27 protein-coding genes are annotated in these 25,977 nt (G+C 64.6%); 16 read left to right on the forward strand and 11 right to left on the reverse strand.

Annotated elements, in window-relative coordinates:
* The first annotated feature begins 150 nt into the window (after nucleotides 1-150).
* Both GJV37_RS16735 and GJV37_RS16740 read left to right on the forward strand, forming a co-directional pair.
* Nucleotides 151-822, forward strand: coding sequence for a response regulator (locus GJV37_RS16735; RefSeq protein WP_193452753.1), 672 nt, complete (start codon nucleotides 151-153; stop codon nucleotides 820-822).
* Nucleotides 815-2,221, forward strand: a complete 1,407-nt coding sequence (locus GJV37_RS16740; protein WP_024765530.1) for a sensor histidine kinase — start codon at nucleotides 815-817, stop codon at nucleotides 2,219-2,221. Before GJV37_RS16735 ends, GJV37_RS16740 begins: the two co-directional genes overlap by 8 nt.
* A gap of 75 nt (nucleotides 2,222-2,296) precedes the next feature.
* Here GJV37_RS16740 and GJV37_RS16745 read toward each other — a convergent pair whose 3' ends face one another.
* Nucleotides 2,297-3,133, reverse strand: a complete 837-nt coding sequence (locus tag GJV37_RS16745; RefSeq protein WP_193452754.1) for an HDOD domain-containing protein — start codon at nucleotides 3,131-3,133, stop codon at nucleotides 2,297-2,299.
* Between the two features lie 45 nt (nucleotides 3,134-3,178).
* Nucleotides 3,179-4,114, reverse strand: coding sequence for a CAF17-like 4Fe-4S cluster assembly/insertion protein YgfZ (gene ygfZ / locus GJV37_RS16750; RefSeq protein WP_065083966.1), 936 nt, complete (start codon nucleotides 4,112-4,114; stop codon nucleotides 3,179-3,181).
* A gap of 169 nt (nucleotides 4,115-4,283) precedes the next feature.
* On the opposite strand from ygfZ, the gene GJV37_RS16755 reads away from it, so the two are divergent.
* Nucleotides 4,284-4,538, forward strand: coding sequence for an FAD assembly factor SdhE (locus GJV37_RS16755; RefSeq protein WP_024765533.1), 255 nt, complete (start codon nucleotides 4,284-4,286; stop codon nucleotides 4,536-4,538).
* The gene (locus tag GJV37_RS16760) at nucleotides 4,522-4,974 is read left to right on the forward strand and encodes a protein YgfX (RefSeq protein ID WP_084359658.1); all 453 of its coding nucleotides are present in this window, start codon (nucleotides 4,522-4,524) and stop codon (nucleotides 4,972-4,974) included. The genes GJV37_RS16755 and GJV37_RS16760 overlap by 17 nt, the downstream gene beginning before the upstream one ends.
* Here the strand turns inward: GJV37_RS16760 and nadB are convergent.
* Complete coding sequence (gene nadB / locus GJV37_RS16765) at nucleotides 4,943-6,559, reverse strand: L-aspartate oxidase (protein ID WP_024765534.1); 1,617 nt, start codon at nucleotides 6,557-6,559, stop codon at nucleotides 4,943-4,945. The two genes, GJV37_RS16760 and nadB, sit on opposite strands and share 32 nt — an antisense overlap.
* 460 nt (nucleotides 6,560-7,019) lie before the next feature.
* On the opposite strand from nadB, the gene rpoE reads away from it, so the two are divergent.
* The 12 genes from rpoE to pdxJ all read left to right on the forward strand — a co-directional run bounded on the left by rpoE (nucleotide 7,020) and on the right by pdxJ (nucleotide 17,584).
* Nucleotides 7,020-7,604, forward strand: a complete 585-nt coding sequence (gene rpoE / locus GJV37_RS16770) for an RNA polymerase sigma factor RpoE/AlgU (protein ID WP_024765535.1) — start codon at nucleotides 7,020-7,022, stop codon at nucleotides 7,602-7,604.
* 31 nt (nucleotides 7,605-7,635) lie between these two features.
* Entirely contained in the window at nucleotides 7,636-8,220 is a 585-nt protein-coding gene (locus GJV37_RS16775; protein WP_024765536.1) for a sigma-E factor negative regulatory protein, read from the forward strand.
* Nucleotides 8,221-8,241: 21 nt separating this feature from the next.
* Nucleotides 8,242-9,186 (forward strand): MucB/RseB C-terminal domain-containing protein, encoded by a 945-nt coding sequence (locus GJV37_RS16780; RefSeq protein ID WP_024765537.1) that lies wholly within the window; start codon nucleotides 8,242-8,244, stop codon nucleotides 9,184-9,186.
* Nucleotides 9,183-9,638 carry a SoxR reducing system RseC family protein gene (locus GJV37_RS16785; RefSeq protein ID WP_170859129.1) on the forward strand — a complete coding sequence of 152 codons (456 nt, stop codon included), beginning with the start codon at nucleotides 9,183-9,185 and terminating at the stop codon, nucleotides 9,636-9,638. The genes GJV37_RS16780 and GJV37_RS16785 overlap by 4 nt, the downstream gene beginning before the upstream one ends.
* Nucleotides 9,639-9,674: 36 nt before the next feature.
* Nucleotides 9,675-11,105 carry a DegQ family serine endoprotease gene (locus GJV37_RS16790; protein WP_038803782.1) on the forward strand — a complete coding sequence of 477 codons (1,431 nt, stop codon included), beginning with the start codon at nucleotides 9,675-9,677 and terminating at the stop codon, nucleotides 11,103-11,105.
* A 148-nt stretch (nucleotides 11,106-11,253) separates the two neighbouring features.
* Nucleotides 11,254-13,053 (forward strand): translation elongation factor 4, encoded by a 1,800-nt coding sequence (gene lepA / locus GJV37_RS16795; RefSeq protein ID WP_024765539.1) that lies wholly within the window; start codon nucleotides 11,254-11,256, stop codon nucleotides 13,051-13,053.
* 5 nt (nucleotides 13,054-13,058) lie between these two features.
* Nucleotides 13,059-13,913 (forward strand): signal peptidase I, encoded by an 855-nt coding sequence (lepB, locus tag GJV37_RS16800; protein ID WP_170859128.1) that lies wholly within the window; start codon nucleotides 13,059-13,061, stop codon nucleotides 13,911-13,913.
* A 141-nt stretch (nucleotides 13,914-14,054) separates the two neighbouring features.
* Complete coding sequence (locus tag GJV37_RS16805) at nucleotides 14,055-14,432, forward strand: DUF4845 domain-containing protein (protein WP_170859127.1); 378 nt, start codon at nucleotides 14,055-14,057, stop codon at nucleotides 14,430-14,432.
* Nucleotides 14,429-15,121, forward strand: a complete 693-nt coding sequence (gene rnc, locus GJV37_RS16810) for a ribonuclease III (protein ID WP_024765542.1) — start codon at nucleotides 14,429-14,431, stop codon at nucleotides 15,119-15,121. Before GJV37_RS16805 ends, rnc begins: the two co-directional genes overlap by 4 nt.
* Nucleotides 15,114-16,055 carry a GTPase Era gene (era, locus tag GJV37_RS16815; protein WP_193452755.1) on the forward strand — a complete coding sequence of 314 codons (942 nt, stop codon included), beginning with the start codon at nucleotides 15,114-15,116 and terminating at the stop codon, nucleotides 16,053-16,055. The genes rnc and era overlap by 8 nt, the downstream gene beginning before the upstream one ends.
* Before the next feature lie 88 nt (nucleotides 16,056-16,143).
* Nucleotides 16,144-16,848, forward strand: coding sequence for a DNA repair protein RecO (gene recO, locus GJV37_RS16820; protein WP_024765544.1), 705 nt, complete (start codon nucleotides 16,144-16,146; stop codon nucleotides 16,846-16,848).
* Nucleotides 16,841-17,584, forward strand: coding sequence for a pyridoxine 5'-phosphate synthase (gene pdxJ, locus GJV37_RS16825; RefSeq protein ID WP_024765545.1), 744 nt, complete (start codon nucleotides 16,841-16,843; stop codon nucleotides 17,582-17,584). The genes recO and pdxJ overlap by 8 nt, the downstream gene beginning before the upstream one ends.
* 97 nt (nucleotides 17,585-17,681) lie before the next feature.
* On the opposite strand, the gene cmoB is transcribed toward pdxJ, so the two are convergent.
* From cmoB to GJV37_RS16865, 8 genes are all read right to left on the reverse strand, one after another.
* Nucleotides 17,682-18,650 (reverse strand): tRNA 5-methoxyuridine(34)/uridine 5-oxyacetic acid(34) synthase CmoB, encoded by a 969-nt coding sequence (gene cmoB / locus GJV37_RS16830; protein ID WP_170859126.1) that lies wholly within the window; start codon nucleotides 18,648-18,650, stop codon nucleotides 17,682-17,684.
* Nucleotides 18,647-19,387: a carboxy-S-adenosyl-L-methionine synthase CmoA gene (cmoA, locus tag GJV37_RS16835; protein ID WP_024765547.1), complete on the reverse strand. Its 741-nt coding sequence runs from the start codon at nucleotides 19,385-19,387 to the stop codon at nucleotides 18,647-18,649. Before cmoA ends, cmoB begins: the two co-directional genes overlap by 4 nt.
* A 113-nt stretch (nucleotides 19,388-19,500) precedes the next feature.
* Nucleotides 19,501-20,073, reverse strand: a complete 573-nt coding sequence (locus GJV37_RS16840; protein WP_026078837.1) for a hypothetical protein — start codon at nucleotides 20,071-20,073, stop codon at nucleotides 19,501-19,503.
* Between the two features lie 87 nt (nucleotides 20,074-20,160).
* Nucleotides 20,161-20,907, reverse strand: coding sequence for a substrate-binding periplasmic protein (locus GJV37_RS16845; protein ID WP_193452756.1), 747 nt, complete (start codon nucleotides 20,905-20,907; stop codon nucleotides 20,161-20,163).
* A 1-nt stretch (nucleotide 20,908) separates the two neighbouring features.
* Nucleotides 20,909-21,583 carry a lysoplasmalogenase gene (locus GJV37_RS16850; protein ID WP_084359652.1) on the reverse strand — a complete coding sequence of 225 codons (675 nt, stop codon included), beginning with the start codon at nucleotides 21,581-21,583 and terminating at the stop codon, nucleotides 20,909-20,911.
* Between the two features lie 107 nt (nucleotides 21,584-21,690).
* The gene (locus tag GJV37_RS16855) at nucleotides 21,691-22,086 is read right to left on the reverse strand and encodes a protease inhibitor I42 family protein (protein ID WP_024765550.1); all 396 of its coding nucleotides are present in this window, start codon (nucleotides 22,084-22,086) and stop codon (nucleotides 21,691-21,693) included.
* 558 nt (nucleotides 22,087-22,644) lie between these two features.
* Complete coding sequence (gene lon / locus GJV37_RS16860; RefSeq protein ID WP_084359651.1) at nucleotides 22,645-25,044, reverse strand: endopeptidase La; 2,400 nt, start codon at nucleotides 25,042-25,044, stop codon at nucleotides 22,645-22,647.
* Between the two features lie 129 nt (nucleotides 25,045-25,173).
* Nucleotides 25,174-25,968 carry an AraC family transcriptional regulator gene (locus GJV37_RS16865; RefSeq protein ID WP_024765552.1) on the reverse strand — a complete coding sequence of 265 codons (795 nt, stop codon included), beginning with the start codon at nucleotides 25,966-25,968 and terminating at the stop codon, nucleotides 25,174-25,176.
* Nucleotides 25,969-25,977 lie beyond the last annotated feature (9 nt).

Consider the following 25,977-nt stretch of genomic DNA (forward strand, 5'->3'; position numbering starts at 1 on the left):
AGGCGGCTCGTCGGCGATGCTAACGGGCTAAGCTTTCGCCAGGCTTTCAGTCTCCTTTCACAGTGATTTCAGCGAATTTCCCCCATTCACAGCGGCTCGCGGATGGGTAAACTGCCGGCCCGAACCTGTAGTCCGAAGGGGTAGTCCCACGTGCGAATCCTCTTGGTTGAAGACCATCCGCAGCTTGGCGAGAGCGTCGCCCAGGCGCTCAAGGGCGCGGGTTGGACGGTGGACCTGCTGCAGGACGGCGTGGCCGCCGACCTGGCCCTGGCCAGCGAGGACTACGCCCTGGCCATCCTCGATGTCGGCCTGCCGCGGCTGGACGGTTTCCAGGTGCTGACGCGCCTGCGCGAGCGCGGCAAGACGCTGCCCGTGCTGATGCTTACTGCCCGTGGCGAGGTGCGTGACCGTGTGCACGGCCTGAACCTGGGCGCCGACGATTACCTGGCCAAACCCTTCGAACTCACCGAGCTGGAAGCGCGGGTGAAGGCCCTGCTGCGCCGCAGTGTGCTCGGCGGTGAACAGCAGCAGCGCTGCGGCGAACTGGTCTACGACCTCGGCGCGCGGCGCTTCACTCTCGCCGAGCAGGCGATGAACCTCACTTCCCGCGAGCAGGCCGTGCTGGAGGCGCTGATCGCGCGACCGGGGCGGGTGATGAGCAAGGAACAACTGGCGGCGCAGGTGTTCGGCCTGGACCAGGATGCCAGCGCCGATGCCATCGAGATCTACGTGCATCGCCTGCGCAAGAAGCTCGAGGGCAGCTCGGTGCGTATCGTCACCTTCCGTGGCCTGGGCTACCTGCTGGAAGCCCAGGATGGCTGAACGGCGCTGGCGCTTTCCCGGCACGGGAAGCCTGCGCGGGCGGCTGCTCTGGCGCCTTGGCGGCCTGCTGCTGGTGCTGCTGCTGATCGGCAGCGCGGCCACGTACTGGCGTGCCCGCCACGCCGCCGACATAGCCTATGACCGAACGCTGCTGGCGTCCGCGCGGGACATCGCCGACGGCCTCTACGCCAGCGACGGCACCCTGCGCGCCAACGTGCCCTACGTGGCGCTGGACAGCTTCGAGTACGACAGCGCCGGGCGGATCTTCTACCAGGTGATCGACCCCCAGGGGAAAATGATCTCCGGCTACGAGAACCTGCCGGCACCGCTGCCGACCACCCCGCGCACCGACGATTACCCGGCGCTGGCCAAGTTCTATGACGCCACCTACGAAGGGCAGGGCGTGCGGGTGGTCAGCCTGTTGCAGCCGGTGAGCCAGCCGACGGTCAACGGCATGGCGGAAATCCGCGTCGCCGAAACCATGGGCGCGCGGGAGCGGCTGGCGCGCAACCTGCTCGCCGACACCTTGCTCAACCTGGCGCTGTCGGCCATCGCCGCGCTGATGATGGTCTGGTACGCGGTGAGCGCCGGCCTTCGCCCCCTGGATCGCCTGCGCGAAGCGGTGGAGGAGCGCCAGCCGGACGACCTGCGCCCGCTGCCGGAAGTCCGTGTGCAGAAGGAACTGCGCCCATTGGTGGCGGCGCTCAACCACTTCACCGTGCGTCTGCGCGGGCTGTTCGACCGGCAGTCGCAGTTCATCGCCGAGGCGTCCCACGAACTGCGTACGCCACTGGCCGCGCTCAAGGCGCGGTTGGAGCTGGGCCTGCGCGAGGAAGACCCGCAGCGATGGCGCACGACGCTGGTCGAGGCCGTGCAGAACACCGACCGGGTGACCGGGCTGGCCAATCAGCTGCTGTCGCTGGCTCGCGTCGAAAGTGGTGCCCGCGCCATTGCCGAAGGAGCAGGAGAGCGCATCGAACTGGGCCAACTGGCCCGCGAACTCGGCCTGGCGCTGGCGCCCCTGGCTTATTCGCGCGGCGTGGCGCTGGCGCTGGAAGCGGATGAACCGGCCTGGGTGAAGGGCGACCCGACGCTGCTCAACGAACTGCTCAGCAACCTGGTGGATAACGCCATCGCCCACGCTCCGGCAGATGGCAACGTGATCATCCGCGTGCGTTCGCCGGCAGAACTGGAGGTCGAGGACGATGGCCCCGGCATCCCGCCGGAAGAGCACGACAAGGTCTTCCGCCGCTTCTACCGCCGCCGCCAGCAGGGCACCGGCCTGGGCCTGGCCATCGTCGGCGAGATCTGCAGCGCGCATCGTGCCCGCATCGAGTTGGGCCAGGGCGAGCTGGGCGGGCTGCTGGTGCGGGTGACCTTCCCGGCGGAAAACGCCTGAGCCAGAAACACGAAACCCGCCGGCAAGGGCGGGTTTCAGCGCTGGGCAGGAGCAGCCCTGCCAAGCTCAATGCCGTTATTGCAACATGCTCATGGCCGCTTCCATGGCGGCGGAGAGGTCTTCGTCTTCCTTCACGTCCGCCTTCGGGTCCAGGCCCAGCTTGGCGAACGCCGGGATGATTGCCCAGTCCAGCTCGGTGTAGGGATGCTGGCTGCCGAGGTAGCTTTGCAGGGTGGCGACCTGGACGATGTCGACGTAATCGACCTTGGCCGAGTCGCGGCTGAAGTCCAGGTGCTGGCCCGGCACGGCGGCGATCGGCGCCGGGAAGTCCCAGGCCTTGAGGATGCGGTCGCCGATGATCGGGTGGATGCGCTCGATCACGTGGTTGAGGCTGATGGAGTCGGCCAGCAGCTCGCTGTGCTCCTCGGCGTAGGTGAGGATCGGCAGCACGCCGATCTGGTGCACCAGGCCGGCGAGGGTCGCCTGGTCCGGCGCGAGGCGAGTGTAGTGGCGGCACAGGGCGTGGCAGATGCCAGCGATCTCGGTGCTCTTGGTCCATACCTCGCGCATCTTGCGGTCTACCACGTCGGAGGTGGCCTGGAACATCTGCTCCATGGCCAGACCGGTGGCCAGGTTGCAGGTGTAGTTGATCCCCAGTCGGCTGATCGCCATCTGCAGATCGTTGATTTCCTTGTTGGTGCGCAGCAGGGGGCTGTTCACCACCTTGATGATGCGCGCGGTCAGGGCGGCGTCGTTGCCGATCACCTTGGCCAGATCCTGGATGCTGATGTCCGGGGCTTCGGCCGCTTCGCGCACGCGCAGGGCGACTTCGGGCAGCGTCGGCAGCACCAGCTCATCGTTGTCGATGGCCCGTAGCAGTTCCTGTTGTACTTTTTCGGCAAGCTTGCTCATGAAGTGTCCTTCAGGGAAAGCCGGGCTCCCCGCCCGGCACGGAATTCAGCGCTGGATCTCGCGGTCGCTGTCCAGAACGTAAGGCATATCCAGCAGGTGCAGCGGTTGGTCTTCACCCAGACGCACATTGCCGTCGGCAGCGGCGTCGTCCTGCAGCACGGCGAGCAGCTCTACGCCATCGGCCGCGCGGGCGGCCAGTACCACCTCGCCGACGCTGGTGGAGTGCACCGGCGAGAACAGCTCGCGGCCCGGCTCCGGCAGTTCGCCGCTGTTGAGTTTCAGACGGTGCAGGCGGCGCTTGAGGCGGCCCAGGTACTGCATGCGCGCAACGATTTCCTGGCCGGTGTAGCAGCCCTTCTTGAAGCTCACGCCGCCCACGGCCTGCAGGTTGATCATCTGCGGGATGAACAGTTCGCGGGTGGCGCCGAACACCTGGCCGACGCCGGCACGCACCTGGCCGAGCAGCCAGTCGTTGAGTTCGGCGTGGGGCAGGTGGGCCTGCAGCAGCTCGGCAATGGCAGCGGCACGCTCGGCCGGCACCCAGAGTTCGACTCGGCCCTGGCCGAGGCCGATGGCGATCAGGCCGTCGGCCCGCGCTACCTGGTCGGCTTCACCGGAGAGCGGCAGCTTCAGTTCGGCCAGAACGGCGTCCGCAGCGCTCAGGCCGAAGCGCGCCCACTGGCTGCTGTCATCGGAGAGGGTGGCCTTGGAGAACACGGCGTACTTCTTCAGGTCCGCCAACTGGCTGTCCAGCAGGTCCCTGGCCATGGCCAGCAGGAAGCCTTCGCCCTCGGCGAGGATGCGGAAACTGGAGGTCATCCGGCCCTTGGGCGTACAACGGGCGCCGAGGCTGGAGTACTCGGCGTTGAGGTAATTGAGATTGCAGGTCAGCTGGCCCTGGAGGAATTTGGCGGCGTCCGCGCCACGGACGGCGAGAATCCCTTCGTGATTGAGTTCGGTGTAGAAAGCAGAGTCGGTCATCACGATTCGCTGGAAGAAAGTTAGGGGCCTCATGATAGAGCTCAGGCCCCGCCTTGTCAGCGGGTGCCGGGGGAGTCGAGCATGCGTATAATGCCGCTCGGCTCGCGCCGTCCGTCGACTTCGCGAGCGACAACACGTATTCGCCCGCTGTTAATCGAGGTGCCCGCAGATGACCGACGAAACCGAACTCAAACGCCTTTTCTGGCACAGCCGCCGCGGCATGCTGGAACTGGACGTCCTGCTGGTGCCCTTTGTCCAGGAAGTCTACCCGGGCCTGCCCGCCGATGATCAGGCGCGCTTCCGCAAGCTGCTGGAGTGCGAGGACCAGGACATGTTCGGCTGGTTCATGCAGCGCGGCGAACCGGAAGATGCCGACCTGCGCATCATCGTTCGCATGATCCTGGACCGTGTCCAGCCGAAGTGACCCCTTCGAGTGCCGCTGGCAACCGTCCATCGGTTTGCTGGCGGCCTATCTCTCCGCGCAGTTCGGTGCCGTCCTGGCGCTGCTGCTCGCGGACATTCCCCTTCACTGGAAAACGCTCGGCCTGAGTCTCGGCCTGCTGCATGCCTGCTGGGTTGTGCCGCGGCAGATTCTATTGCGCGCGCCGGATTCGGTGCGTGCGCTGCGCCACAACGCCGAGGGCTGGCAGCTGTGGAGCGAGCGGGAAGGCTTCCAGTCGGTGCAGCTGATGCCGGACAGCCTGGCGCTGCCCAGGTTGATCGTCCTGCGTTTCCGCCGCCCCGGCGATTGGCTGGCGCGCAGCGTCTGCGTCCCCGCCGATGCCCTGGCGCCGGAGTTGCACCGGCGTCTGCGGGTGCGGCTGAGGTTCAGCCGCAATAGGTGGACGGCGCCAGGATAGTGTCGCGGGCCTCGGGCAGCAGGTCCGGATAGTCCAGCGTGTAGTGCAGACCGCGGCTCTCGCGGCGCTGCATGGCGGAGAGGATGATCAGCTCGGCCACCTGGGCCAGGTTGCGCAGTTCGATCAGGTCGCGGCTGACCTTGTAGTTGGAGTAGAACTCGTCGATCTCGTCCAGCAGCAGGCGCACACGGTGCTGGGCGCGGGCCAGGCGCTTGTTGGTGCGCACGATGCCCACGTAGTCCCACATGAAGCGCCGCAGTTCGTCCCAGTTGTGCGCGATGATCACGTCTTCGTCCGAGTCGGTCACCTGGCTGGCGTCCCAGCAGGGCAGCGCGACCGGGGCCTGCTCCTTGGGCAGCTTGGCGAGGATGTCGGCGGCGGCGGAACGGGCGTAGACGAAGCACTCCAGCAGCGAGTTGCTGGCCATGCGGTTGGCGCCGTGCAGGCCGGTAAAGGTGGTTTCGCCGATGGCGTAGAGGTTCGGCACATCGGTATGGCCATGCTCGTCCACCAGTACGCCGCCGCAGGTGTAGTGCGCCGCAGGCACGACCGGGATGGGCTCGCGGGTGATGTCGATGCCGAAGTCCAGGCAGCGTTCGTAGACGGTGGGGAAGTGCTCGCGAATGAACTCGGCCGGCTTGTGGCTGATGTCCAGATAGACGTAGTCGATACCCAGGCGCTTCATCTCATGGTCGATGGCGCGGGCCACCACGTCGCGCGGGGCGAGTTCGCCCAGGGCATGGAAGCGCGGCATGAAGCGTTCGCCGTTGGGCAGGCGGAGCAGGGCGCCTTCGCCACGCAACGCCTCGGTGATCAGGAAACTCTTGGCCTGCGGGTGGTACAGGCAGGTCGGGTGGAACTGGTTGAACTCCAGGTTGCCGACCCGGCAGCCGGCGCGCCAGGCCATGGCGATGCCGTCGCCGGAATTGCCGTCCGGGTTGCTGGTATAGAGATAGACCTTGCTGGCGCCGCCGGAGGCAAGGACGGTGAAGCGCGCGCTGAAGGTGTCGACTTCGCCGGTGGCGCGATCCAGCACGTAGGCCCCCAGGCAGCGCTGGCCGTTCATCCCCAGTTTTCGCTCGGTGATCAGGTCGACGGCGACCCGCTGCGACAGCAGCTCGATATTCGGCCGCTGGCGCGCCTGCTCCAGCAGCGTATTGAAGATCGCCGCACCGGTGGCGTCGGCGGCATGGATAATGCGACGGTGGCTGTGGCCGCCCTCTCGCGTCAGGTGAAATTCGAAGCCGCCATCCTCGCGCCCCGGCTCATGGTCGCGGGTGAAGGGTACGCCCTGCTCGATCAGCCACTGGATGGCTTCGCGGCTATGCTCGACAGTGAACTTTACCGCGTCTTCGCGGCACAGGCCGGCGCCAGCGACCAGGGTGTCCTCGACATGGGACTCCACGGTATCGGTGTCATCCAGCACGGCAGCGACGCCGCCCTGGGCCCAGAAGGTGGAACCCTGGGAAAGCTCGCCCTTGCTCAGTACGGCGATCTTCAGGTGCGAGGGCAGCGTCAAAGCCAGCGTCAGGCCGGCGGCCCCGCTGCCGATCACTAGGACATCGTGCTGGAAATGCTGACTCATACCCGGCTCCACAAAATGGCGCCCTAGTATATAGAAGGGGGCCACGGCACAATACTGGCGAACCGATGACACCGAATGCGCGTGCGGTGGGCGGCAGTCGCAGGGCCGGAGGCATTCCTCACCGCTGAAGCCAGCCTGGCGGACGTCAGAGGCGGCGTCTAGGTCATTGCAGGATCACAGCAATTCACCGGAACTTTTTCAGGCGTTCCGGTTCGAACGCGGAATACCCAATCAGCTTTGCGCGCAGATTGACATTGCGCGGAAGGGGAGCGGGTGTTCCGCCCGGTACAGTTGAATTTGACGGGCTCCGGACGCATGTCGGGGTCCGGTTGCCGCCAATGTGAAAAAACTGTGCGGCGTATGCTTGGAGGGGAGAACTTTTGCAAAAGACCCGAGTCTATCTTGGCAGGACGATTCACCAGGGTGCTCGAAGCTCCTCCAGGTTTTCAGAGGAGCATTCATGCTAACCCAGGAAACGGATCAGCAACTGGTTGAACGGGTACAGCGCGGAGATAAACGGGCATTCGACCTGCTGGTGCTGAAGTACCAGCACAAGATTCTGGGGCTGATCGTGCGATTCGTGCACGACGCCCAGGAAGCCCAGGACGTCGCGCAGGAAGCATTCATCAAGGCGTATCGCGCCTTGGGTAACTTCCGCGGTGACAGTGCCTTTTATACCTGGCTGTACCGTATCGCCATCAACACCGCGAAGAACCATCTGGTTGCGCGCGGTCGGCGGCCGCCGGACAGCGATGTCACGGCAGAGGACGCGGAGTTCTTCGATGGCGATCATGCCCTGAAGGACATCGAGTCGCCGGAAAGAGCCATGCTGCGGGATGAGATCGAGGAAACGGTCCATCGCACCATCCAGCAGTTGCCCGATGATCTGCGCACGGCGTTGACCCTGCGCGAGTTCGAAGGCCTGAGTTACGAAGATATCGCCACCGTGATGCAGTGTCCGGTGGGAACCGTCCGCTCACGGATCTTCCGTGCGCGGGAAGCGATCGACAAAGCTTTGCAGCCTTTGTTGCATGATGAAGTCTGATACAGCGGCAGAAGCCAAGAGAGGTACCGCTATGAGTCGTGAAGCCCTGCAGGAATCGCTGTCCGCTGTTATGGATAACGAAGCGGATGAGCTGGAGCTGCGGCGTGTGCTTGCAGCCTGCGGCGAGGACGCCGAATTGCGGGCCACCTGGTCCCGTTACCAACTGGCCCGTGCGGTGATGCACCGCGAGCCGGCCATGCCCAAGCTGGATATTGCGGCTGCCGTATCCGCCGCATTGGCCGACGAGGCCGTGCCGGCCCCGCGCAGTCGTAATCCCTGGCGCAATGTCGGCCGCCTGGCAGTCGCCGCCTCGGTGACCCTGGCTGTGCTGGCCGGTGTGCGCATGTACCACCAGGATGACAGTGTTGCCAACGGCCTTGCCCAGCAAGGCGCCACTCCGCAGATTGCCCTGCCGCAAGTGCAAGGCCCGGCGGTACTGGCAGGCTACACTCAGGACGAGGCGCCGCAGGTGATCACCAATGCCCAGGGCGGGCAGACCACCTGGCACGAGCAGCGTCTTCCGGGTTACCTGCGTCAGCATGCGCAGCAGTCCGCCGTCAGCGGCACCGACAGCGCCCTGCCCTACGCACGCGCCGCGAGCCTGGAAAGCCGCTGATTTGCGACCTTAAGGAGCGACATGCGCGCTACGACAGCACTGTTGTTCTTCCTCGGCGGTCTGCTGGCATTGCCAGTCCAGGCCGCTGATGCGTTGGACTGGATCAAGCGCCTTTCCGAGGCTGATCAGCAACAGAACTTCCAGGGTACATTCATCTACGAACGCAGTGGAGCCTTCACCACCCACGATGTCTGGCATCGGGTGGAGAGTGATGGCTCGGTTCGCGAGCATCTTGTCCAGGTCGATGGGCCGCGCCAGGAAGTGGTGCGTGTCGATGGTGCCACCCAGTGTGTAGGTGGCGGCATGTCCGGACAGGTGTCGACCGGCGAGCTGTGGCCGGCCCGCAAGCTCAATCCGACGGATCTGTCCGCTTACTATGATGTTCGCGTCGCCGGCGAGTCGCGTATCGCCGACCGCCCGGCGGTGGTGCTGGCGGTCATCCCGCGAGATCAGCATCGCTACGGGTTCGAGTTGCACCTGGACAAGGAAACAGGGCTGCCGCTCAAGTCCCTGCTGCTCAACGACAAGGGCCAGATCATCGAGCGCCTGCAGTTCACCCGTATCGACATGGAGGCGCCGGACGACGGAGCGCTCCAGCCGAGCGCGGCCTGCAAGCCGGTGAAGGAAACCAAGGTCGCTGAAGTGAAGACCACCTGGCATTCGGAATGGGTGCCGCCGGGCTTTACCCTGAATAGCACGCTGCAGGAGCGCAGCCCGGTCTCCAATGACCAGGTCCTGTGTCTCGCCTATGGCGATGGGCTGGCGCGCTTCTCGGTGTTTCTTGAACCGCTGCACGGCGCCAAGGTCGACGATGCCCGCACCCAGCTGGGCCCGACCACGGTGGTGTCGAGGCGGTACGCCGGTGACGATGGCGGCACCATGGTGACCGTGGTCGGTGAAATCCCCAGTGGCACGGCCGAGCGCGTGGCGTTGTCCATGCGGCCAACTGGAGCCCAGCCACAGTGATCCAAGAGCGGGGGAGGGTGATTGCGGTCGATTCTGGATCCGTCCAGGTCGAAACGCTGCGCCACTCCACCTGCTCGGGGTGCTCGGTCAGTGCCGGTTGCGGCCAGGGCCTCTTGCGTCAGTTGGGTGTTGTGCGTCGGCGCGGCGCAATGCGGGTCACGTCTTCATTGGCGCTGGCGCCCGGCGACGAAGTCGTGCTGGGTATGGATGAAGGCCTGCTGCTCAAGAGTGCCCTGCTTTTCTATCTGTCTCCTCTGATCGGGCTGTTCACGCTGGCGCTCCTGGCGGCGGGCCTCGATCTGGGGGAGCCTCTCATCATCGTGGCCGGGCTGGCGGGTTTCCTGCTGGCCTGGCTGCTGGTGCGTCACTACACGCGACGCCATACGGATGATCCGGCGATGCAACCGGTTGTGCTGCGTGCGCTGGTCGGTGGGCCGCCCGGCCCGGTTTAGTGATCTTCCCAATCAACATCACGGGAGCTGTAGTCAATGCAAACCCTGAAACGCAGCATGGCTGCGCTGGTCGCCTTGCTGGCCCTTAGCCTGTCGGTCACCGCGCGAGCTGAACTACCGGATTTTACGCCGCTGGTCGAGAAAGCCTCGCCGGCGGTGGTCAACATCAGTACCACCCAGAAGCTTCCTGATCGCTCCAGCGCGCAGATGGGCATTCCGGACCTCGACGGCCTGCCGCCGGGCCTGCGCGAATTCTTCGAGCGCAGCATTCCTCGTGGCCAGGGCGGTCAGGGGCAGGCTCCCCGTGGCCAGCAGCGCGAGGCTCAGTCCCTGGGTTCGGGCTTCATCATTTCCGATGATGGCTACATCCTGACCAACAACCATGTGGTCGCCGACGCCGACGAGATTCTCGTGCGCCTGTCCGATCGCAGCGAGCACAAGGCCAAGCTGGTCGGTGCCGATCCGCGCAGCGATGTGGCCGTGCTGAAGATCGACGCCAAGGGCCTGCCGACGCTCAAGCTGGGCGATTCCGACAAGCTGAAGGTCGGCGAGTGGGTGCTGGCCATCGGCTCGCCGTTCGGCTTCGATCACTCGGTGACGGCCGGCATCGTCAGTGCCAAGGGCCGCAGCCTGCCGAACGAGAACTATGTGCCGTTCATCCAGACCGACGTGGCGATCAACCCGGGTAACTCCGGTGGCCCGCTGCTGAACCTGCAGGGTGAAGTGGTAGGCATCAACTCGCAGATTTTCACTCGCTCCGGTGGCTTCATGGGGCTTTCGTTCGCGATCCCTATCGATGTGGCGCTGAACGTCGCCGATCAGCTCAAGGCTGGCGGCAAGGTCAATCGCGGCTGGCTGGGTGTGGTGATCCAGGAAGTGAACAAGGATCTGGCCGAGTCCTTCGGTCTCGACAAGCCGGCCGGCGCGCTGGTCGCGCAGCTGGTGGAAGATGGTCCGGCAGCCAAGGGCGGCCTGCAGGTGGGTGACGTGATCCTGAGCCTGAATGGCCAGACCATCAATGAGTCCGCCGACCTGCCGCACCTGGTGGGCAACATGAAGCCGGGCGACAAGGCGTCCCTGGAGGTCATTCGTGACAACAAGCGCCAGACCCTGAGTCTGACCATTGGCAGCCTGCCCGAGGATGACGACGCAATCGCCGCCGTCGAAGGCAAAGGTGCCGAGCGCAGCAGCAACCGCATGGGCGTGACCGTGGCGGAACTGACCTCTGAGCAGCGCAAGTCCCTGGATATCAAGGGCGGCGTGGTCATCAAGGAAGTGCAGGGCGGTCCGGCGGCCATGATCGGCCTGCGTCCGGGAGATGTCATCACACACCTGAACAACCGCGCAGTGGATTCCTCGAAAACATTCAGCGAAATCGCCAAGGCGTTGCCGAAGGATCGTTCGATTTCCATGCGCGTGCTGCGCCAGGGGCGTGCGAGCTTCATCACGTTCAAGCTGACCGAGTAAGGCCGGCGCACCAGAAAAGGGCGGTTTCGACCGCCCTTTTTCATGCCTGACCGTCCGGCTCGGCGTGACGCCCCTGGCTGTATTCAGGTAAACTTCCCGGCTATTTTTCGGCGGACCGCCGCCTTCAGCCTTCCGAGTGTGTTCAGCCGTGAGTGACCTTAGTCATATCCGCAATTTCTCCATCATCGCCCACATCGACCATGGCAAGTCGACGCTGGCAGACCGCTTCATACAGATGTGCGGCGGCCTGTCCGACCGCGAGATGGAGGCCCAGGTGCTGGACTCCATGGACCTGGAGCGTGAGCGCGGCATCACCATCAAAGCGCACAGCGTCACCCTTCACTACAAGGCGAAGGATGGCAAGACCTACCAACTGAACTTCATCGATACCCCCGGCCACGTCGACTTCACTTACGAAGTCAGCCGCTCGCTGGCCGCCTGCGAAGGCGCGCTGCTGGTGGTGGACGCAGGCCAGGGCGTGGAAGCGCAGTCGGTCGCCAACTGCTACACCGCCATCGAGCAGGGGCTGGAAGTCATGCCCGTGCTGAACAAGATGGACCTGCCGCAGGCTGACCCGGACCGCGTGAAGGACGAGATCGAAAGCATCATCGGCATCGACGCCACCGACGCCGTGGCCTGTTCGGCCAAGAGCGGCATGGGCGTGGAAGATGTGCTGGAGCGGCTGGTCACTGCCATTCCTGCGCCCGAAGGCGAGATTGATGCGCCGCTACAGGCACTGATCATCGACTCCTGGTTCGACAATTACCTGGGCGTGGTCTCGCTGGTGCGGGTGAAGCACGGCCGGGTCAAGAAAGGCGACAAGATCCTGGTGAAGTCCACCGGCAAGGTCCACCAGGTGGACAGCGTCGGCGTGTTCACCCCCAAGCACACCGAGACCCCGGACCTCAAGGCTGGTGAAGTAGGCTTCATCATCGCCGGCATCAAGGACATCCTCGGCGCCCCGGTGGGCGACACCCTGACTCTGAACAACACACCCGATGTGGACGTGCTGCCAGGCTTCAAGCGCATCAAGCCGCAGGTCTACGCCGGCCTGTTCCCGGTCAGCTCCGATGACTTCGAGGACTTCCGCGAAGCGTTGCAGAAGCTGACCCTGAACGATGCCGCCCTGCAGTACGAGCCGGAAAGCTCCGAGGCCCTGGGCTTCGGCTTCCGCATCGGCTTCCTCGGCATGCTGCACATGGAGATCATCCAGGAGCGCCTGGAGCGCGAATACGACCTGGACCTGATCACCACCGCGCCGACCGTGATTTTCGAGATCGTGCAGAAGAATGGCGACATCCTCTATGTCGACAACCCATCCAAGCTGCCCGATCTTTCCTCCATCGACGAGATGCGTGAGCCGATCTGCCGCGCGACGATTCTTGTGCCTCAGGAGCACCTGGGCAACGTCATTACCCTGTGCATCGAGAAGCGCGGTGTCCAGCGTGACATGCACTTCCTCAGCGGCCAGGTCCAGGTGATCTATGACCTGCCGATGAACGAAGTGGTGCTGGACTTCTTCGACCGCCTGAAGTCCACCAGCCGTGGCTATGCTTCGCTGGACTACAGCTTCGATCGCTTCGAGCCGGCCAACCTGGTTCGTCTCGATGTACTGATCAACGGCGAGAAGGTCGACGCCCTTGCCCTGATCGTCCACCGCGACAATGCCCCCTATAAGGGCCGTCAGCTGGTGGAGAAGATGAAGGAATTGATTCCGCGGCAGATGTTCGACGTCGCGATCCAGGCGGCCATCGGCGGGCAGATCATCGCCCGCTCGACGGTCAAGGCGCTCAGGAAGAACGTGCTGGCCAAATGCTACGGTGGTGACGTGAGTCGTAAGCGCAAGCTGCTGGAAAAGCAGAAGGCCGGTAAGAAAAGGATGAAGCAGGTCGGTAGCGTGGAGATTCCGCAGGAAGCCTTCCTCGCTGTGCTCAAAGTGGACAGTTGAACCCTATGACCCTGAATTTCCCGCTGTTGCTGGTGATTGCCGTCGCAGTGTGCGGCGTTCTTGCCCTGGTGGACCTGGTGCTGTTCGCACCGCGTCGCCGGGCGGCCATTTCCGCCTATGAAGGCTCCGTCAGCGAAGCCGATCCGGCAGTGCTGGAGAAGCTGAACAAGGAACCGGTGCTGGTCGAATACGGCAAGTCGTTCTTCCCGGTGCTGTTCATCGTGCTGGTGCTGCGTTCGTTCCTGGTGGAACCGTTCCAGATTCCGTCGGGTTCGATGAAGCCGACCCTGGAAGTGGGCGATTTCATCCTGGTGAACAAGTTCGCCTATGGCATCCGCCTTCCGGTACTGGATACCAAGGTGATCCCGGTGGGTGACCCGCAGCGCGGCGATGTCATGGTCTTCCGCTACCCCAGCGATCCGAACATCAACTACATCAAGCGTGTCATTGGCGTGCCGGGCGACACCATTCGCTACACCAGCGACAAGCGCCTGTACATCAACGACCAGGCCGTGGCCGAGTCGCTGGTGGGCGAGGAGCCGGGCACCCTGGGCAGCGTGACCCTGTACCAGGAGAAGCTGGGCGCCGTGGAGCACATGATCCGCAAGGAAATGACCCGCTTCCGCATCGAGCCCGGCAAGCAGTGGAAAGTGCCGGCCGACCATTACTTCATGATGGGCGACAACCGCGACAACTCCAACGACAGCCGTTACTGGAACGATCCGAAGATTCCGAAGGACCTGCTGGGCATGGTTCCGGATCGCAATATCGTCGGCAAGGCGTTCGCAGTCTGGATGAGCTGGCCGGATCCGAAGATGCGCAATCTGCCGAATTTCTCGCGAGTCGGCGTGATTCACTAAACTTGTGAGACGCTTCGGGCCGGCAAGGTTGGAGCGATGCTAAAAAAGGCGGGGCTGCACGCGGGGAGCGAGGCAGCCCCGCTTCACTTGGACCCGCCGCGGTTGGCGGGCAAATAAGAAAGATACCGACATGAGGTCGATATGACGTACGCACGTTCGCAGAAGGGGATGTCGTTGCTGGGTTGGCTGGTGGTACTCGCCGTCGTGGCGTTCCTGGCCAGTGCTGCGTTCAAGCTTTTCCCGCACTACATGGACTACTACGCCATCGAAAAGGCCATCACCTCGGTGGAAACCGACAAGGCCGCAGAAGTGCGCACTGTCCCCGAGTTTTACGCTTACGTAGGCAAGGCGATGTCCATCAACAGCATCCGTGGCCTCAACCTCGACGATGCCCTGGACGTGAAGCTCGAGAACAATGAGTTCCGTGCTCACCTGAAATATGAAAGACGCGAGCCACTGGTGCAGAACATCGACCTGGTGGTCAAATTTGACAAAGAATTCCGTGTACGAATGCCGTGAGCAACAACAGCCTGGATCGACTCGAGCGCAAGCTTGGCTACACCTTCCGCGACCAGGACCTGATGGTCCTGGCGCTGACCCATCGCAGTTTCGCCGGGCGCAATAACGAGCGCCTGGAGTTCCTCGGTGACGCCATCCTCAACTTCGTCATTGGCGAAGCCCTGTTCACCCATTTCCCCCAGGCCCGTGAAGGCCAGCTGTCGCGCTTGCGTGCGCGCCTGGTGAAAGGCGAGACGCTGGCCCTGCTGGCCCGCGGTTTCGAAATCGGGGATTACCTGCGACTGGGCTCGGGCGAGCTGAAGAGCGGCGGGTATCGCCGTGAGTCGATTCTGGCTGACGCCATGGAGGCGCTGATCGGCGCCATCTATCTGGACACCGGCATGGATTCCGCCCGCGAGCGGATCATGGCCTGGCTCGGCCCGCAGTTGCGTGAGCTGACCCCGGTGGATACCAACAAGGACCCCAAGACCCGCCTGCAGGAGTTCCTGCAGTCCCGCGGGTGCGAACTGCCGCGCTACGACGTGGTGGATATCCAGGGCGAGCCGCACTGCCGCACCTTCTTCGTCGAGTGCGAGGTGGCCCTGCTGAATGACAAGACCCACGGGCACGGCGGCAGCCGCCGTATCGCCGAGCAGGTGGCCGCCGCCGCCGCGCTGGCAGCCCTGGGCGTGGAGAATGGCCATGAGTGAGCACGAGCAAGACCAGCACGACCCATCCGAGCACGATGAAGCAGGAGTCGTTCGTTGCGGCTATGTGGCCATCGTCGGCCGCCCCAACGTCGGCAAGTCGACCCTGCTCAACCACATCCTCGGGCAGAAGCTGGCGATCACCTCGCGCAAGCCGCAGACCACCCGCCACACCCTGTTGGGTATCAAGACCGAGGGTGACGTGCAGGCGGTGTATGTCGACACCCCCGGCCTGCACAAGGACAACGACAAGGCCCTCAACCGCTACATGAACCGTTCGGCCAGCGCCGCGCTGAAGGACGTCGACGTGGTGATCTTCGTCGTCGATCGCAACCGCTGGACCGACGAAGACCAGATGGTCTACGACAAGGTCAAATGCGTGAGTTGCCCGGTCCTGCTGGCGGTGAACAAGGTCGACCGCATGGAAGACAAGGGCGAGTTGCTGCCGCACCTGAAGTGGCTGGCCGAACAGCTGCCCAATGCCGAAGTCGTGCCGATCTCTGCCCAGCACGGGCAGAATCTCGATGTGCTGGAATCCCTGGTGGCCGAGCGCCTGCCGGAGAGCGAGCACTTCTTCCCGGAAGACCAGATCACCGACCGCAGCAGCCGTTTCCTCGCTGCCGAGCTGGTGCGCGAGAAGATCATGCGCCAGCTGGGCGCGGAGCTGCCGTACCAGGTCACCGTGGAGATCGAGGAATTCAAGCAGGACGGTCCTATCCTGCATATCCATGCGCTGATCCTGGTCGAGCGTGACGGCCAGAAGAAGATCATCATCGGCGAGAAGGGCGAGCGCATCAAAAGCATCGGCCAGAACGCGCGCAAGGACATGGAAGTGCTGTTCGATTCCAAGGTCATGCTCAATCTCTGGGTGAAGGTGAAAGGCGGCTGGTCCGACGACGAGCGCGCACTGCGTTCGCTGGGCTACGGCGACCTCTGACCCTCGGCGCCCCGCGACCTTTTGCGGGGCGCACCCTTCGGGCGCCTGAGGGCGCTCACCTCCCGACTTCCACTCCAGGCGTAGCGCCATGAGCCTCGCTTCCACTGCCCAAGCCGCCTTCGTCCTGCACAGCCGTCCCTACAAGGAAACCAGCGCGCTGGTGGATTTCTTCACCCCGCTGGGGCGTCTGCGTGCTGTGCTGCGCGGCGCGCGGGGCAGGGCCGGTGCGCTGGCGCGGCCGTTCGTGCCGCTGGAGGTCGAGTTCCGCGGACGCAGTGAGCTGAAGAACGTCGTGCGCCTGGAACCCAACGGCATCCCCAACCTGCTCAGTGGCGAGGCGCTGTTCAGCGGCCTGTACCTGAACGAGCTGATGATCCGCCTGCTGCCGGCGGAGGATCCGCATCCCGCATTGTTCGATCACTACCTCGCGACCCTGCCGCTGCTGGCCGCCGGCAATCCGCTGGAGCCGTTGCTGCGCTCCTTCGAATGGCGGCTGCTGGACGACCTGGGCTATGGTTTTTCCCTGGACACCGATATCGTCGGCCAGAGCGTTGCGCCGGACGGTCTCTATCGCCTGTTGCCCGACTCGGGCCTCGAGCCGGTCGGCAGCCTGCAGCCGGGCCTGTTCCACGGCGCCGACCTGCTGGCCATGGCCGAAGCCGACTGGAGCGCGCCGGGCGCCCTGGCGGCGGCCAAGCGCCTGATGCGTCAGGCGCTGGCACCCCATCTTGGCGGCCGACCGCTGGTCAGCCGCGAGCTCTTCATGAATCGCAAGGACAACTCCCGTGACTGAAGCCAACCGTATCCTGCTCGGCGTGAACATCGACCACGTCGCCACCCTGCGCCAGGCCCGCGGCACCCGTTATCCCGACCCGGTGAAAGCCGCGCTGGACGCCGAGGAAGCCGGCGCCGACGGCATCACCGTGCACCTGCGCGAAGATCGCCGGCACATCCAGGACCGCGATGTGCGCGTGCTCGCCGAAGTGCTGCAGACGCGCATGAACTTCGAGATGGGTGTGACCGAGGAGATGATGAAGTTCGCCGAGATCATCCGTCCGGCCCATGTATGCCTGGTCCCGGAAACCCGCCAGGAACTGACCACCGAGGGCGGCCTGGACGTCGCCGGCCAGGAAGCGCGCATCCGCGAAGCGGTGCAGCGCCTCGCGGCCGCTGGTTGCGAAGTGTCGCTGTTCATCGACCCGGACCCGCTTCAGATCGAGGCCTCGGCACGCATCGGTGCGCCGGCCGTCGAACTGCACACCGGTCGTTACGCCGACGCGCACAACCCGGCCGAAGCGGCCCATGAACTGGCGCGCATTCGCGATGGCGTGGAATTCGGCCTGTCCCATGGCCTGATCGTCAACGCCGGCCACGGCCTGCATTACCACAACGCCGAGCCGGTGGCGGCGATTGCCGGGATCAACGAACTGAACATCGGCCACGCCATCGTCGCTCACGCGCTGTTCGTGGGCTTCAAGCAGGCTGTTGCCGAGATGAAGGCGCTGATCGTGGCGGCGGCCAATCGCTGATTGGGGTGGTTCGCGAGCAAGGGCTAGACGCCTCCTTCGGTCCTACAAGGAGCACTGCTCTTCGTAGGATCGAGCTTGCTCGCGAAGCTGTCGAGATTTAGGGCTTGCGTGCCACCAGCGTGGCGCGCAGCGGCGCCGGCAGGCCTTCGATGGTGCGGCCGTGATCTTCCGGATCGAGGAAATCCGGTAGCGACTGGTAGCGCATCCACTCGGTCGCCCGCTGTTCTTCCACCGAGGTGCGGCTGATGTCCACGCTGCGCACGTCAGTGAAGCCCGCGCGGCGCAGCCACAGCTCCAACGCCGGCACCGACGGCAGGAACCACACGTTGCGCATCTGCGCGTAGCGGTCCTCGGGCACCAGCACGGTGTTCACGTCGCCTTCCACCACCAGGGTCTCCAGCACCAGTTCGCCCCCCTTGCGCAGGCAATCCTTGAGCGCGAGCAGGTGGTCGATGGGGGAGCGGCGATGGTAGAGCACGCCCATGGAGAACACGGTATCGAAGCCTTCCAGCTTTTCGGGCAGGTCTTCCAGGGCGAAGGGCAGGTGCCACGCCGGCAGGTCTGGCAGGTAACGCTTCATGGCGAGGAACTGGCAGAAGAACAGCCAGTTCGGATCGACGCCCACCACGCTGCGAGCGCCCGCGCCGAGCATGCGCCACTGGTAGTAACCGTTGCCGCAGCCGACATCCAGCACGCGCTTGCCGGTCAGGTCGAGGTGCGGCGAGACACGCTCCCATTTCCAATCCGAGCGCCATTCGGTATCGATGTGCACGCCGAACAGGTGGAACGGTCCCTTGCGCCATGGGATCAGCCCTTGCAGGGCGAGCTTGAGCTGGTCGCGGGTGGCCTCGTCGCAGGCGCCTTCCAGATTGAAGCGCTCGCGCAGTTCGACGGCGGCAGGTTGCAGTTCGGGCAGATGATCCACCGCGGCCAGCCAGCGTTCCAGGTCGCCATGGCCGTCGTCGACCTTGGCGGCCAGTTGCGCGGGCAGCGTGGCCGCCCAGGATTCCAGCGGTGTGCCGGCCAGTTCAAGGCCGAGGCGGTCGAGGTCGAAGCGTTCGATCATGGCAGGGCAATCAGGGATGCGAAGTTGAGGCATTGGAACCAGGGCACGACCTTGGAGAAACCGGCGGCCAGCAGGCGCTCGCGGTGGGTTTCCAGGGTATCGGGGCGCATGACGTTCTCGATGGCGGTGCGCTTCTGGGCGATTTCCAGTTCGCTGTAGCCATTGGCGCGCTTGAAGTCGATGTGCAGGTCGGTGAGCAGCTCGTGTTCCTGCTCGTCGGCGAAGCGCAGCTTCTCCGAGAGGATCAGCGCGCCGCCGGGCAGCAGTGCGCCATGCAGGCGGGTGAGCAGCTCCAGGCGTTGTTCGGGGGCGATGAACTGCAGGGTGAAGTTCAGCGCGATCAGCGAGCAGGGCTCGAGGTCCAGTTTGAGGATGTCCGCCTCGATCAGTTCGACCGGCAGCAGTTCCTGGTGCATGGCGTCCTGGGCGCGCAGGTATTCGCCGCAGCGTTCGATCATCGGCGCGGAATTGTCGACGCCGATGACGCGGCAGCCGTCGGTCTTCACGTGGCGGCGCAACGCCTGGGTCACGGCACCCAGCGAGCAGCCGAGATCGTAGAGCACGCTGTTCGGTGTGGCGAAGCGCGCGCCGAGCACGCCGATGTTCTCGACGATGGTGGGGTAGCCCGGCACCGATCGTTTGATCATGTCCGGGAAGACGCGCACCACGTCTTCGTTGAAGGTAAAGTCGGGAACCTGGGCTTGCGGCTGGGCGAAGATGCGGTCGGATTCGCTCACGCTGGATGGGGCCTCGTTACGCTGGACTGGCGACGGGGCGCGGCGCGCCCGGTTTGCCGGGGCGCGCATTGTAGCCGAGGCGCGAAGTGCGCCCAAGCGTCAGCCGATAAGGGTCACTTGAGCTGGTCGGAGAAGTATTCGCCGGCACCCTGCAGCGGGCCGAGCGGGTTCTTCTTGTCTTCCATGCGGCGGATGTTCGGCTCGCCATTGCTGGTCTTGTGCACGACCACGTCGTCGATCAGCACGAACACCGGGCGGAACGACCAGCCCTGCACCTGGCGGCGCTTGCGGAAGTTGAAGATGTCGGCCCAGAAACTGCCGACGCGCTGGCTGTCGGTCTTGTTGAAGTCGAAGGCGTAGCCGATGCAGCGGTCCTTGGCCTGCAGGCAGGTGACCAGACCGTCAGGCAGGTAGTCGATGGGGATGTTGGGTTGCACGAAGAGCAGGCGCACGTCGATGAACGAGAGCATCTTGGCGTTGCCCTGGGACAGCGGATCGAAGCCCAGCGCATAGAGCTGCGACTTGGTGGTCTTTCCAGGATCGACCTGGTTGTAGCGGCTCTGTGCATCCTGGTAATCCAGGAATGGTGACTGCACTTCCGCGCGTTCGCTGGGCAGCAGGCTGCCACAGGCCGAGAGAGTCAGGCAGGCTCCCAGCAACAACATCGAGCGAACTACTGCACGCATGGAGCTCCCCTTTTTCCCAGTCTCTTATAATTGATCTATAGCCGATGACAGAGGGCTCTGCCGGACTTTTCTCATGCCTTCGTGGGACTAGTCAACGGCGATGCCATAACCCTGCATCAGGGGTTTCCACTGGTCAGTGCGACGCAGTTCACGCAGGCCTTCGTCGAGGTCGGCCAGGCGATCCTGCACGCCATCCAGGCGCGGATTCAAGGCGACGTACATGGGACGTTTATCGGCGAGTTCACCGGCGGCTTGAATGCTCTCCGACAGGCCGTGGCGATGCAGGTAATGCTCGACGATCTGGCTGTCCTCCAGCAGTACCGTGATGCGTCCCAGCAGCAGCTTCTGGATATTGCGTTCGAGGACTTTCTCTCCGCTGAGCACCTGAACCTGCTCATGGTTGGAAAGGTGTTCGTCGCGCCAGGCATCCAGCTCCCGGCCGTAGGAGTAGCCCTGGGCCAGAACGATGGACTGGTTGCCCAGCGAGGTCGGACCTTGCCAGGTCCAGGGGTTGTCGTTGCGCACGTAGAAGCGCATGGTCACCCAACCGATGGGCTCCTCGCCGATCAGCAGTTCTTCTGACTCTTCGCTATAGGCGCCGACCACGCCATCCACCAGCCCCTCGCGGGCCATCTGCAGGGCGCGCGGCCAGGGCAGGGGTTCGAACAACGGCGGCTGCGGCAGGACCTGGCCGAGGGCTTCGAGCAGGTAGCCGGGCTTGTCCGGGTCGTCCGGGCAGAGGTAGGGACACCAGTCGTCACCGGCCAGGCGCAGGGGTTCGGCGCTGGCCAGCGCCGAGCAGAGGAGTAGCAGCGGTGAAGCGATTCGCAGCATGTCAGGCCCGGGAAGCGGTTTGTCCTTCCGAGTATGGCAGAGCGAAATGACGGGATGTGACCGACGCGGCGATGCCAAGTTGGCCGAGCCAGTAAGTGAGCATGATGGCGTAGGACGAACCGTCGAAGGCAGCGACGAAGCGGTTGATGCCGATCATCGAGTCGGAGCTGACGAACAGCAGCGCGCCCAGGGCGGCGAACACCCGGCTGGCACCGGCAATCGACGGCACGCCGAGACGAGCGATGGCGCGCCAGAGCATGGCACTGATGGTCAGGCTATACAGCGCGATCGGCAACAGCAGTGGGCCGAGTCCGCGGCTGTAGAGCAGGGCGAACAGGGCGCCGCCCACGCCACCTGCGATCAGCAGGCCTAGCGGGGCTAGGCGGCGGGTGTCGCCCAGGTAGGCGGCCAGGTAGGCGAGATGCGCAAGCAGGAAGGCGGCCAGGCCAGGCACGAAGGCGTTGATCGGCCATTCCAGCAGGATGTCGCCGAGCATCGACAGCACCAGGCCGACGGTAACCCAGCGGCGATAGCCGTCTGCAGGTGTACCGAGAATCCAGAAGAGCATGGCGAGGACCGGCAGCGGTTTGCACAGCATGCGCAGGGCGGGCAGGTCGAAGGTCACGGCGAACAGGTAGGCGGCACCGCCGATCAGTGCCAAGAGTGCCCAGCGCATGGGGTTCCCTCCCGAGGAAATGAGCGCCCACTGTGCCGCAGCGCGGTGCCTGGCCTACAGGCCGAAGGCGTCAGCGCGAGCGGCTTATGGCGCCGGGTATCGCAGCGTTACTTCACGGCGATGGGGCAGACGAAGGTCTGTGCGGGGGCGACTTCGGCTTCCCACGGGCGGCGGTATGCCAGTTCCAGCTTGTCCTCGCCGGCGGCGGTCACGCGAAAGCGCCAGGTGGATTCGCCGGCGCTGCCGACCAGGCCGGCGTCTTCCGGGTTGCTGTAAACCTCCGGGCCCAGGGCGCGCAGCAGGCCGTTGGCGGCATTGCGCAGTTCCCAGCGGAAGCCGGTGGTGGGGTTGCTCGGCAGGATCAGCACGAGTTCCTGGCCGGTGTGCAGTTTCAGTGGCTTGCAGTCACTGGCGTCTTCCAGGGTGACCACGGGTTTGGTCTGTCCGGCGCAGCCGGCGAGCAGGACCAGGGAGAGGGGCAGCAATGTGCGGTACGACGGCATGACGGCTCCTGGGAGGGGACAGGTTGGGCCGCAGGATAACGCAATCGGTGTTTCAAGCGGACTGTGTTCGCCTTGTAGGGATGTGATTCAGCGTTGCCTCGGTGTGTGCTGCAAGATTTTGTTTCGCCCCCTCGGGCGAGTCCCTTTTGGCAAACGCCCCAAAAGGAACCAAAAGGTCTTGCCCCCTCCATCCGGTTTTTCGCTTGGGGCGAAAAATGCCCTCGTTGAACCGAAGTTTCAGGGGCCCGCCACGGCGGGCCATCCCTGGCCCATCGTGGCTCTCGCGACATCCATGTCGCTCGCCCCCTGAAACTGCGCTTCAACGAGGCCTCCTGAAAGGGGCAGTTCGGAGTGTGTGGTGGTTTCTCTGGAAGTCCACTCAAGCCAGAGCCAAAGCCAAAGCCAGCGGGCAGGGCATGCTTTCGTGTAGGAGCTTGCTCGCGAACCGCATCGCAGCGGCGCCGGGTTCGCGAGCAAGAACTGGGCGTCCCCCTTGCTCCTACAGCTCGAATCCGCTGCAGGAGCGGGGCATGCCCGCGATCAGCTGGGCGCAGCCAGTCAGCCCGGGAACAACACCTTCGCCACGTCCCCATAGCGCTTGGCGAAATGCACCGTCAGCCCTTCCTTCAGATACTCCGGCAGTTCCTCGAAATCCCCGCGGTTGGGTTCGGGCAGGATCAGCTCAAAGATCTTCTGCCGGCGTGCCGCGATGACCTTCTCGCGGACACCGCCAATCGGCAGCACCTGGCCGGTGAGGGTCAGCTCGCCGGTCATCGCTACGCCTTTCTTCGGCGCCTGGTTGCGCGCCAGGGACAGCAGGGCGCTGGCCATGGTGACGCCGGCGCTGGGCCCGTCCTTGGGCGTGGCGCCTTCCGGCACGTGCACGTGGACGAAGGCCTGGTCGAAGAAGGTCGACTCGCCGCCGTACTTCTTCAGGTTCGAACTGATGTAGCTGTAGGCGATTTCCGCCGATTCCTTCATCACGTCACCCAGTTGGCCGGTGAGCTTGAAGCCGCGGTTCAGCGTATGAATACGCGTCGCTTCGATCGGCAGGGTCGCGCCGCCCATGCTGGTCCAGGCCAGGCCGGTGATCACGCCGACGCCGGAGAGCACCTGCTCGGTGCGGAACACTGGCGTGCCGAGGTATTCCTCCAGGTCCTTGGCGCCGATCTTCACCACCGAATCCGGGTCTTCCAGCAGCTTCATCACCGACTTGCGCACCAGCTTGCCGAGCACTTTCTCCAGCTGGCGCACACCGGCCTCGCGGGCGTAACCCTCGATCACGGCACGCAGGGCAGCGTCGTTGATCGACAGGCGATTCTTCGGCACGCCGGCCTTTTCCAGCTGCTTGGGCCACAGGTGGCGCTTGGCGATGGCCAGCTTCTCCTCGGCGATGTAGCCGGACAGGCGGATGACTTCCATGCGGTCCAGCAGCGGGCCGGGGATGGAGTCCAGGGTGTTGGCGGTGCAGACGAACAGCACCTTGGACAGGTCCAGGCGCAGGTCCAGGTAGTGGTCGAGGAACTCCACGTTCTGCTCCGGATCGAGCGTCTCCAGCAGCGCCGAGGCGGGGTCGCCCTGGTAGCTGCTGCCGAGCTTGTCGATCTCGTCGAGCATGATTACCGGGTTCATCACCTCGACGTCCTTGAGCGCCTGCACCAGCTTACCGGGCAGGGCGCCGATGTAGGTGCGCCGGTGGCCCTTGATCTCGGCCTCGTCGCGCATGCCGCCGACGCTGAAGCGATAGAACGGCCGCCCCAGGCTCTCGGCGATGGACTTGCCGATGCTGGTCTTGCCGACGCCGGGCGGGCCCACCAATAGCACGATGGAACCGGCGATCTCGCCCTTGAAGGTGCCCACCGCGAGGAACTCGAGGATTCGGTCCTTCACGTCTTCCAGCCCCGAATGGTGCCGGTCCAGAACCTTGCGCGCGTGCTTGAGGTCGAGCTTGTCGACACCCATCAGGCCCCATGGCACCGAGGTCGCCCAGTCGAGGTAATTGCGCGTGACAGCATATTCCGGCGAACCAGTTTCCAGGATCGACAGCTTGTTCAGTTCCTCGTCGATGCGCTTCTTCGCCTGCTCGGGCAGGGTCTTGCCTTCCAAGCGCGCGCGGAATTCGTCGGAGTCGGCGCTCTTGTCGTCCTTGGTGATGCCCAGTTCCTGCTGGATGATCTTCAGCTGTTCCTGCAGGAAGAACTCGCGCTGGCGCTCGCCGATCTTGCGGTTGACCTCGGCGGACAGCTCCTTCTGCAAGCGCGCGACTTCCACTTCCTTGCGCAGCAGCGGCAGGACCTTCTCCATGCGCTTGAGCATGGGCACGGTGTCCAGCACGCCTTGCAGTTCGGACCCCGGCGCCGTGGTCAGCGCAGCGGCGAAGTCGGTCAGCGGCGACGGGTCGTTGGGGTTGAAGCGGTTGAGATAATTCTTCAGCTCTTCGCTGTACAACGGGTTGAGCGGCAGCAGTTCCTTGATCGCATTGATCAGGGCCATGCCGTAGGCCTTCACCTCATCGCTGGGGTCACTGGGAGTGTGCGGATACTCCACCTCCACCAGGAAGGGCGGCCGGTGGCGCTTGATCCAGCCGCGGATGCGCACGCGCGACAGGCCCTGGGCGACGAACTGCAGCTTGCCGCCTTCGCGGCTCGCATGGTGCACGCGCACCAGCGTGCCGTGCTCGGGGAGGCTGTCCGGATCGAAGTGGCGCGGGTCGTCGGGCGGGTTCTCCATGAAGAACAGCGCCAGGCTGTGGTGCTCGGTCTTGGCGACCAGTTCCAGCGTCTCCGCCCACGGCTCCTCGTTGACGATCACCGGCAGCACCTGCGCCGGGAAGAACGGGCGGTTGTGGATCGGGATGACGTACACCGTGGTCGGCAGGTTCTGCCCCGGCAACACCAGCCCGGTGTTGCTGACCTCTTCGGCGCTGTGAATATCGTGAATCTCGTCGTGGTCGCTCATGAGGCACCTGACTGATTGAACATGACAGTCTAGATGGGGAAACCGACCCAGGGTTTCAATCCCATTGCTTCGATGGATGTATCCGAAGGTGTTACAACCCATTGTGTGAGAGTGGAGCTTAGGAGCGGATTAGCGGCGCGACCGCAGGAAGTCGCTGGGCGGGCGGCCGAACTGGCGGCTGAACATCGCGCTGAAAGCGCTGGGTGTGCTGTAGCCCACTTCCAGTGCCACCCTGAGCACGCTCTCGCCCTGCGCCAGCCGCTCCAGCGCAGTCAGCAGGCGTGCCTGCTGCCGCCATTGGCCGAAGGTCAGCCCGGTTTCGGCGAAGAACCAGCGTTGTACCGTCTTGCTGTCGACGCTCATCCGGGCCGCCCAGTCGGCAAGGCTGGCGTTGTCGCCGGGCTGCGCCTGGATGGCCTGGCAGAGCGCGCGCAGCCGCGGATGTGCGGGCAGTGGCAGGTGCAAGGGCAGCATGGGGTCTTCACGCAGCTCGTCCAGCATCAGGCCGAGGATGCGACCGTCACGGGAGTCGGGGAGCACCTCGCCACTGATCGACAGCGCCGCCAGGATCAGCTCGCGCAGCAACGGCGAGACCGCCAGCACGCAGCAATCCGGCGGCAGGTGCGGGGCGCTGCCCGGCTCCACGTAGAGCGTGCGTACCCGCACGTCGCCGACCATGCGCGTCCAGTGCTCCACGCCGGCGGGTATCCACAGGCCACGGTTATCCGGCACTACCCACTGACCGCTGGCGCTACCCACTACCAGCACGCCGCGCACGGCGTAGAGCAGCTGCGCGCGGTGATGGCTGTGCGCGGGCACCTGATGGCCGTCGGGGAAATCCAGGGCGACAGCGGCCACCGGACTGGCGGCCCGTTCGTCGCCGTGGTTTTCCACGGCTTGAGGTGGAATGTCCTTTTTAAGCATCTGGATGCC

The organism is Pseudomonas nitroreducens, from assembly GCF_010994165.1.
Taxonomy (GTDB): Bacteria; Pseudomonadota; Gammaproteobacteria; order Pseudomonadales; family Pseudomonadaceae; genus Pseudomonas; species Pseudomonas nitroreducens.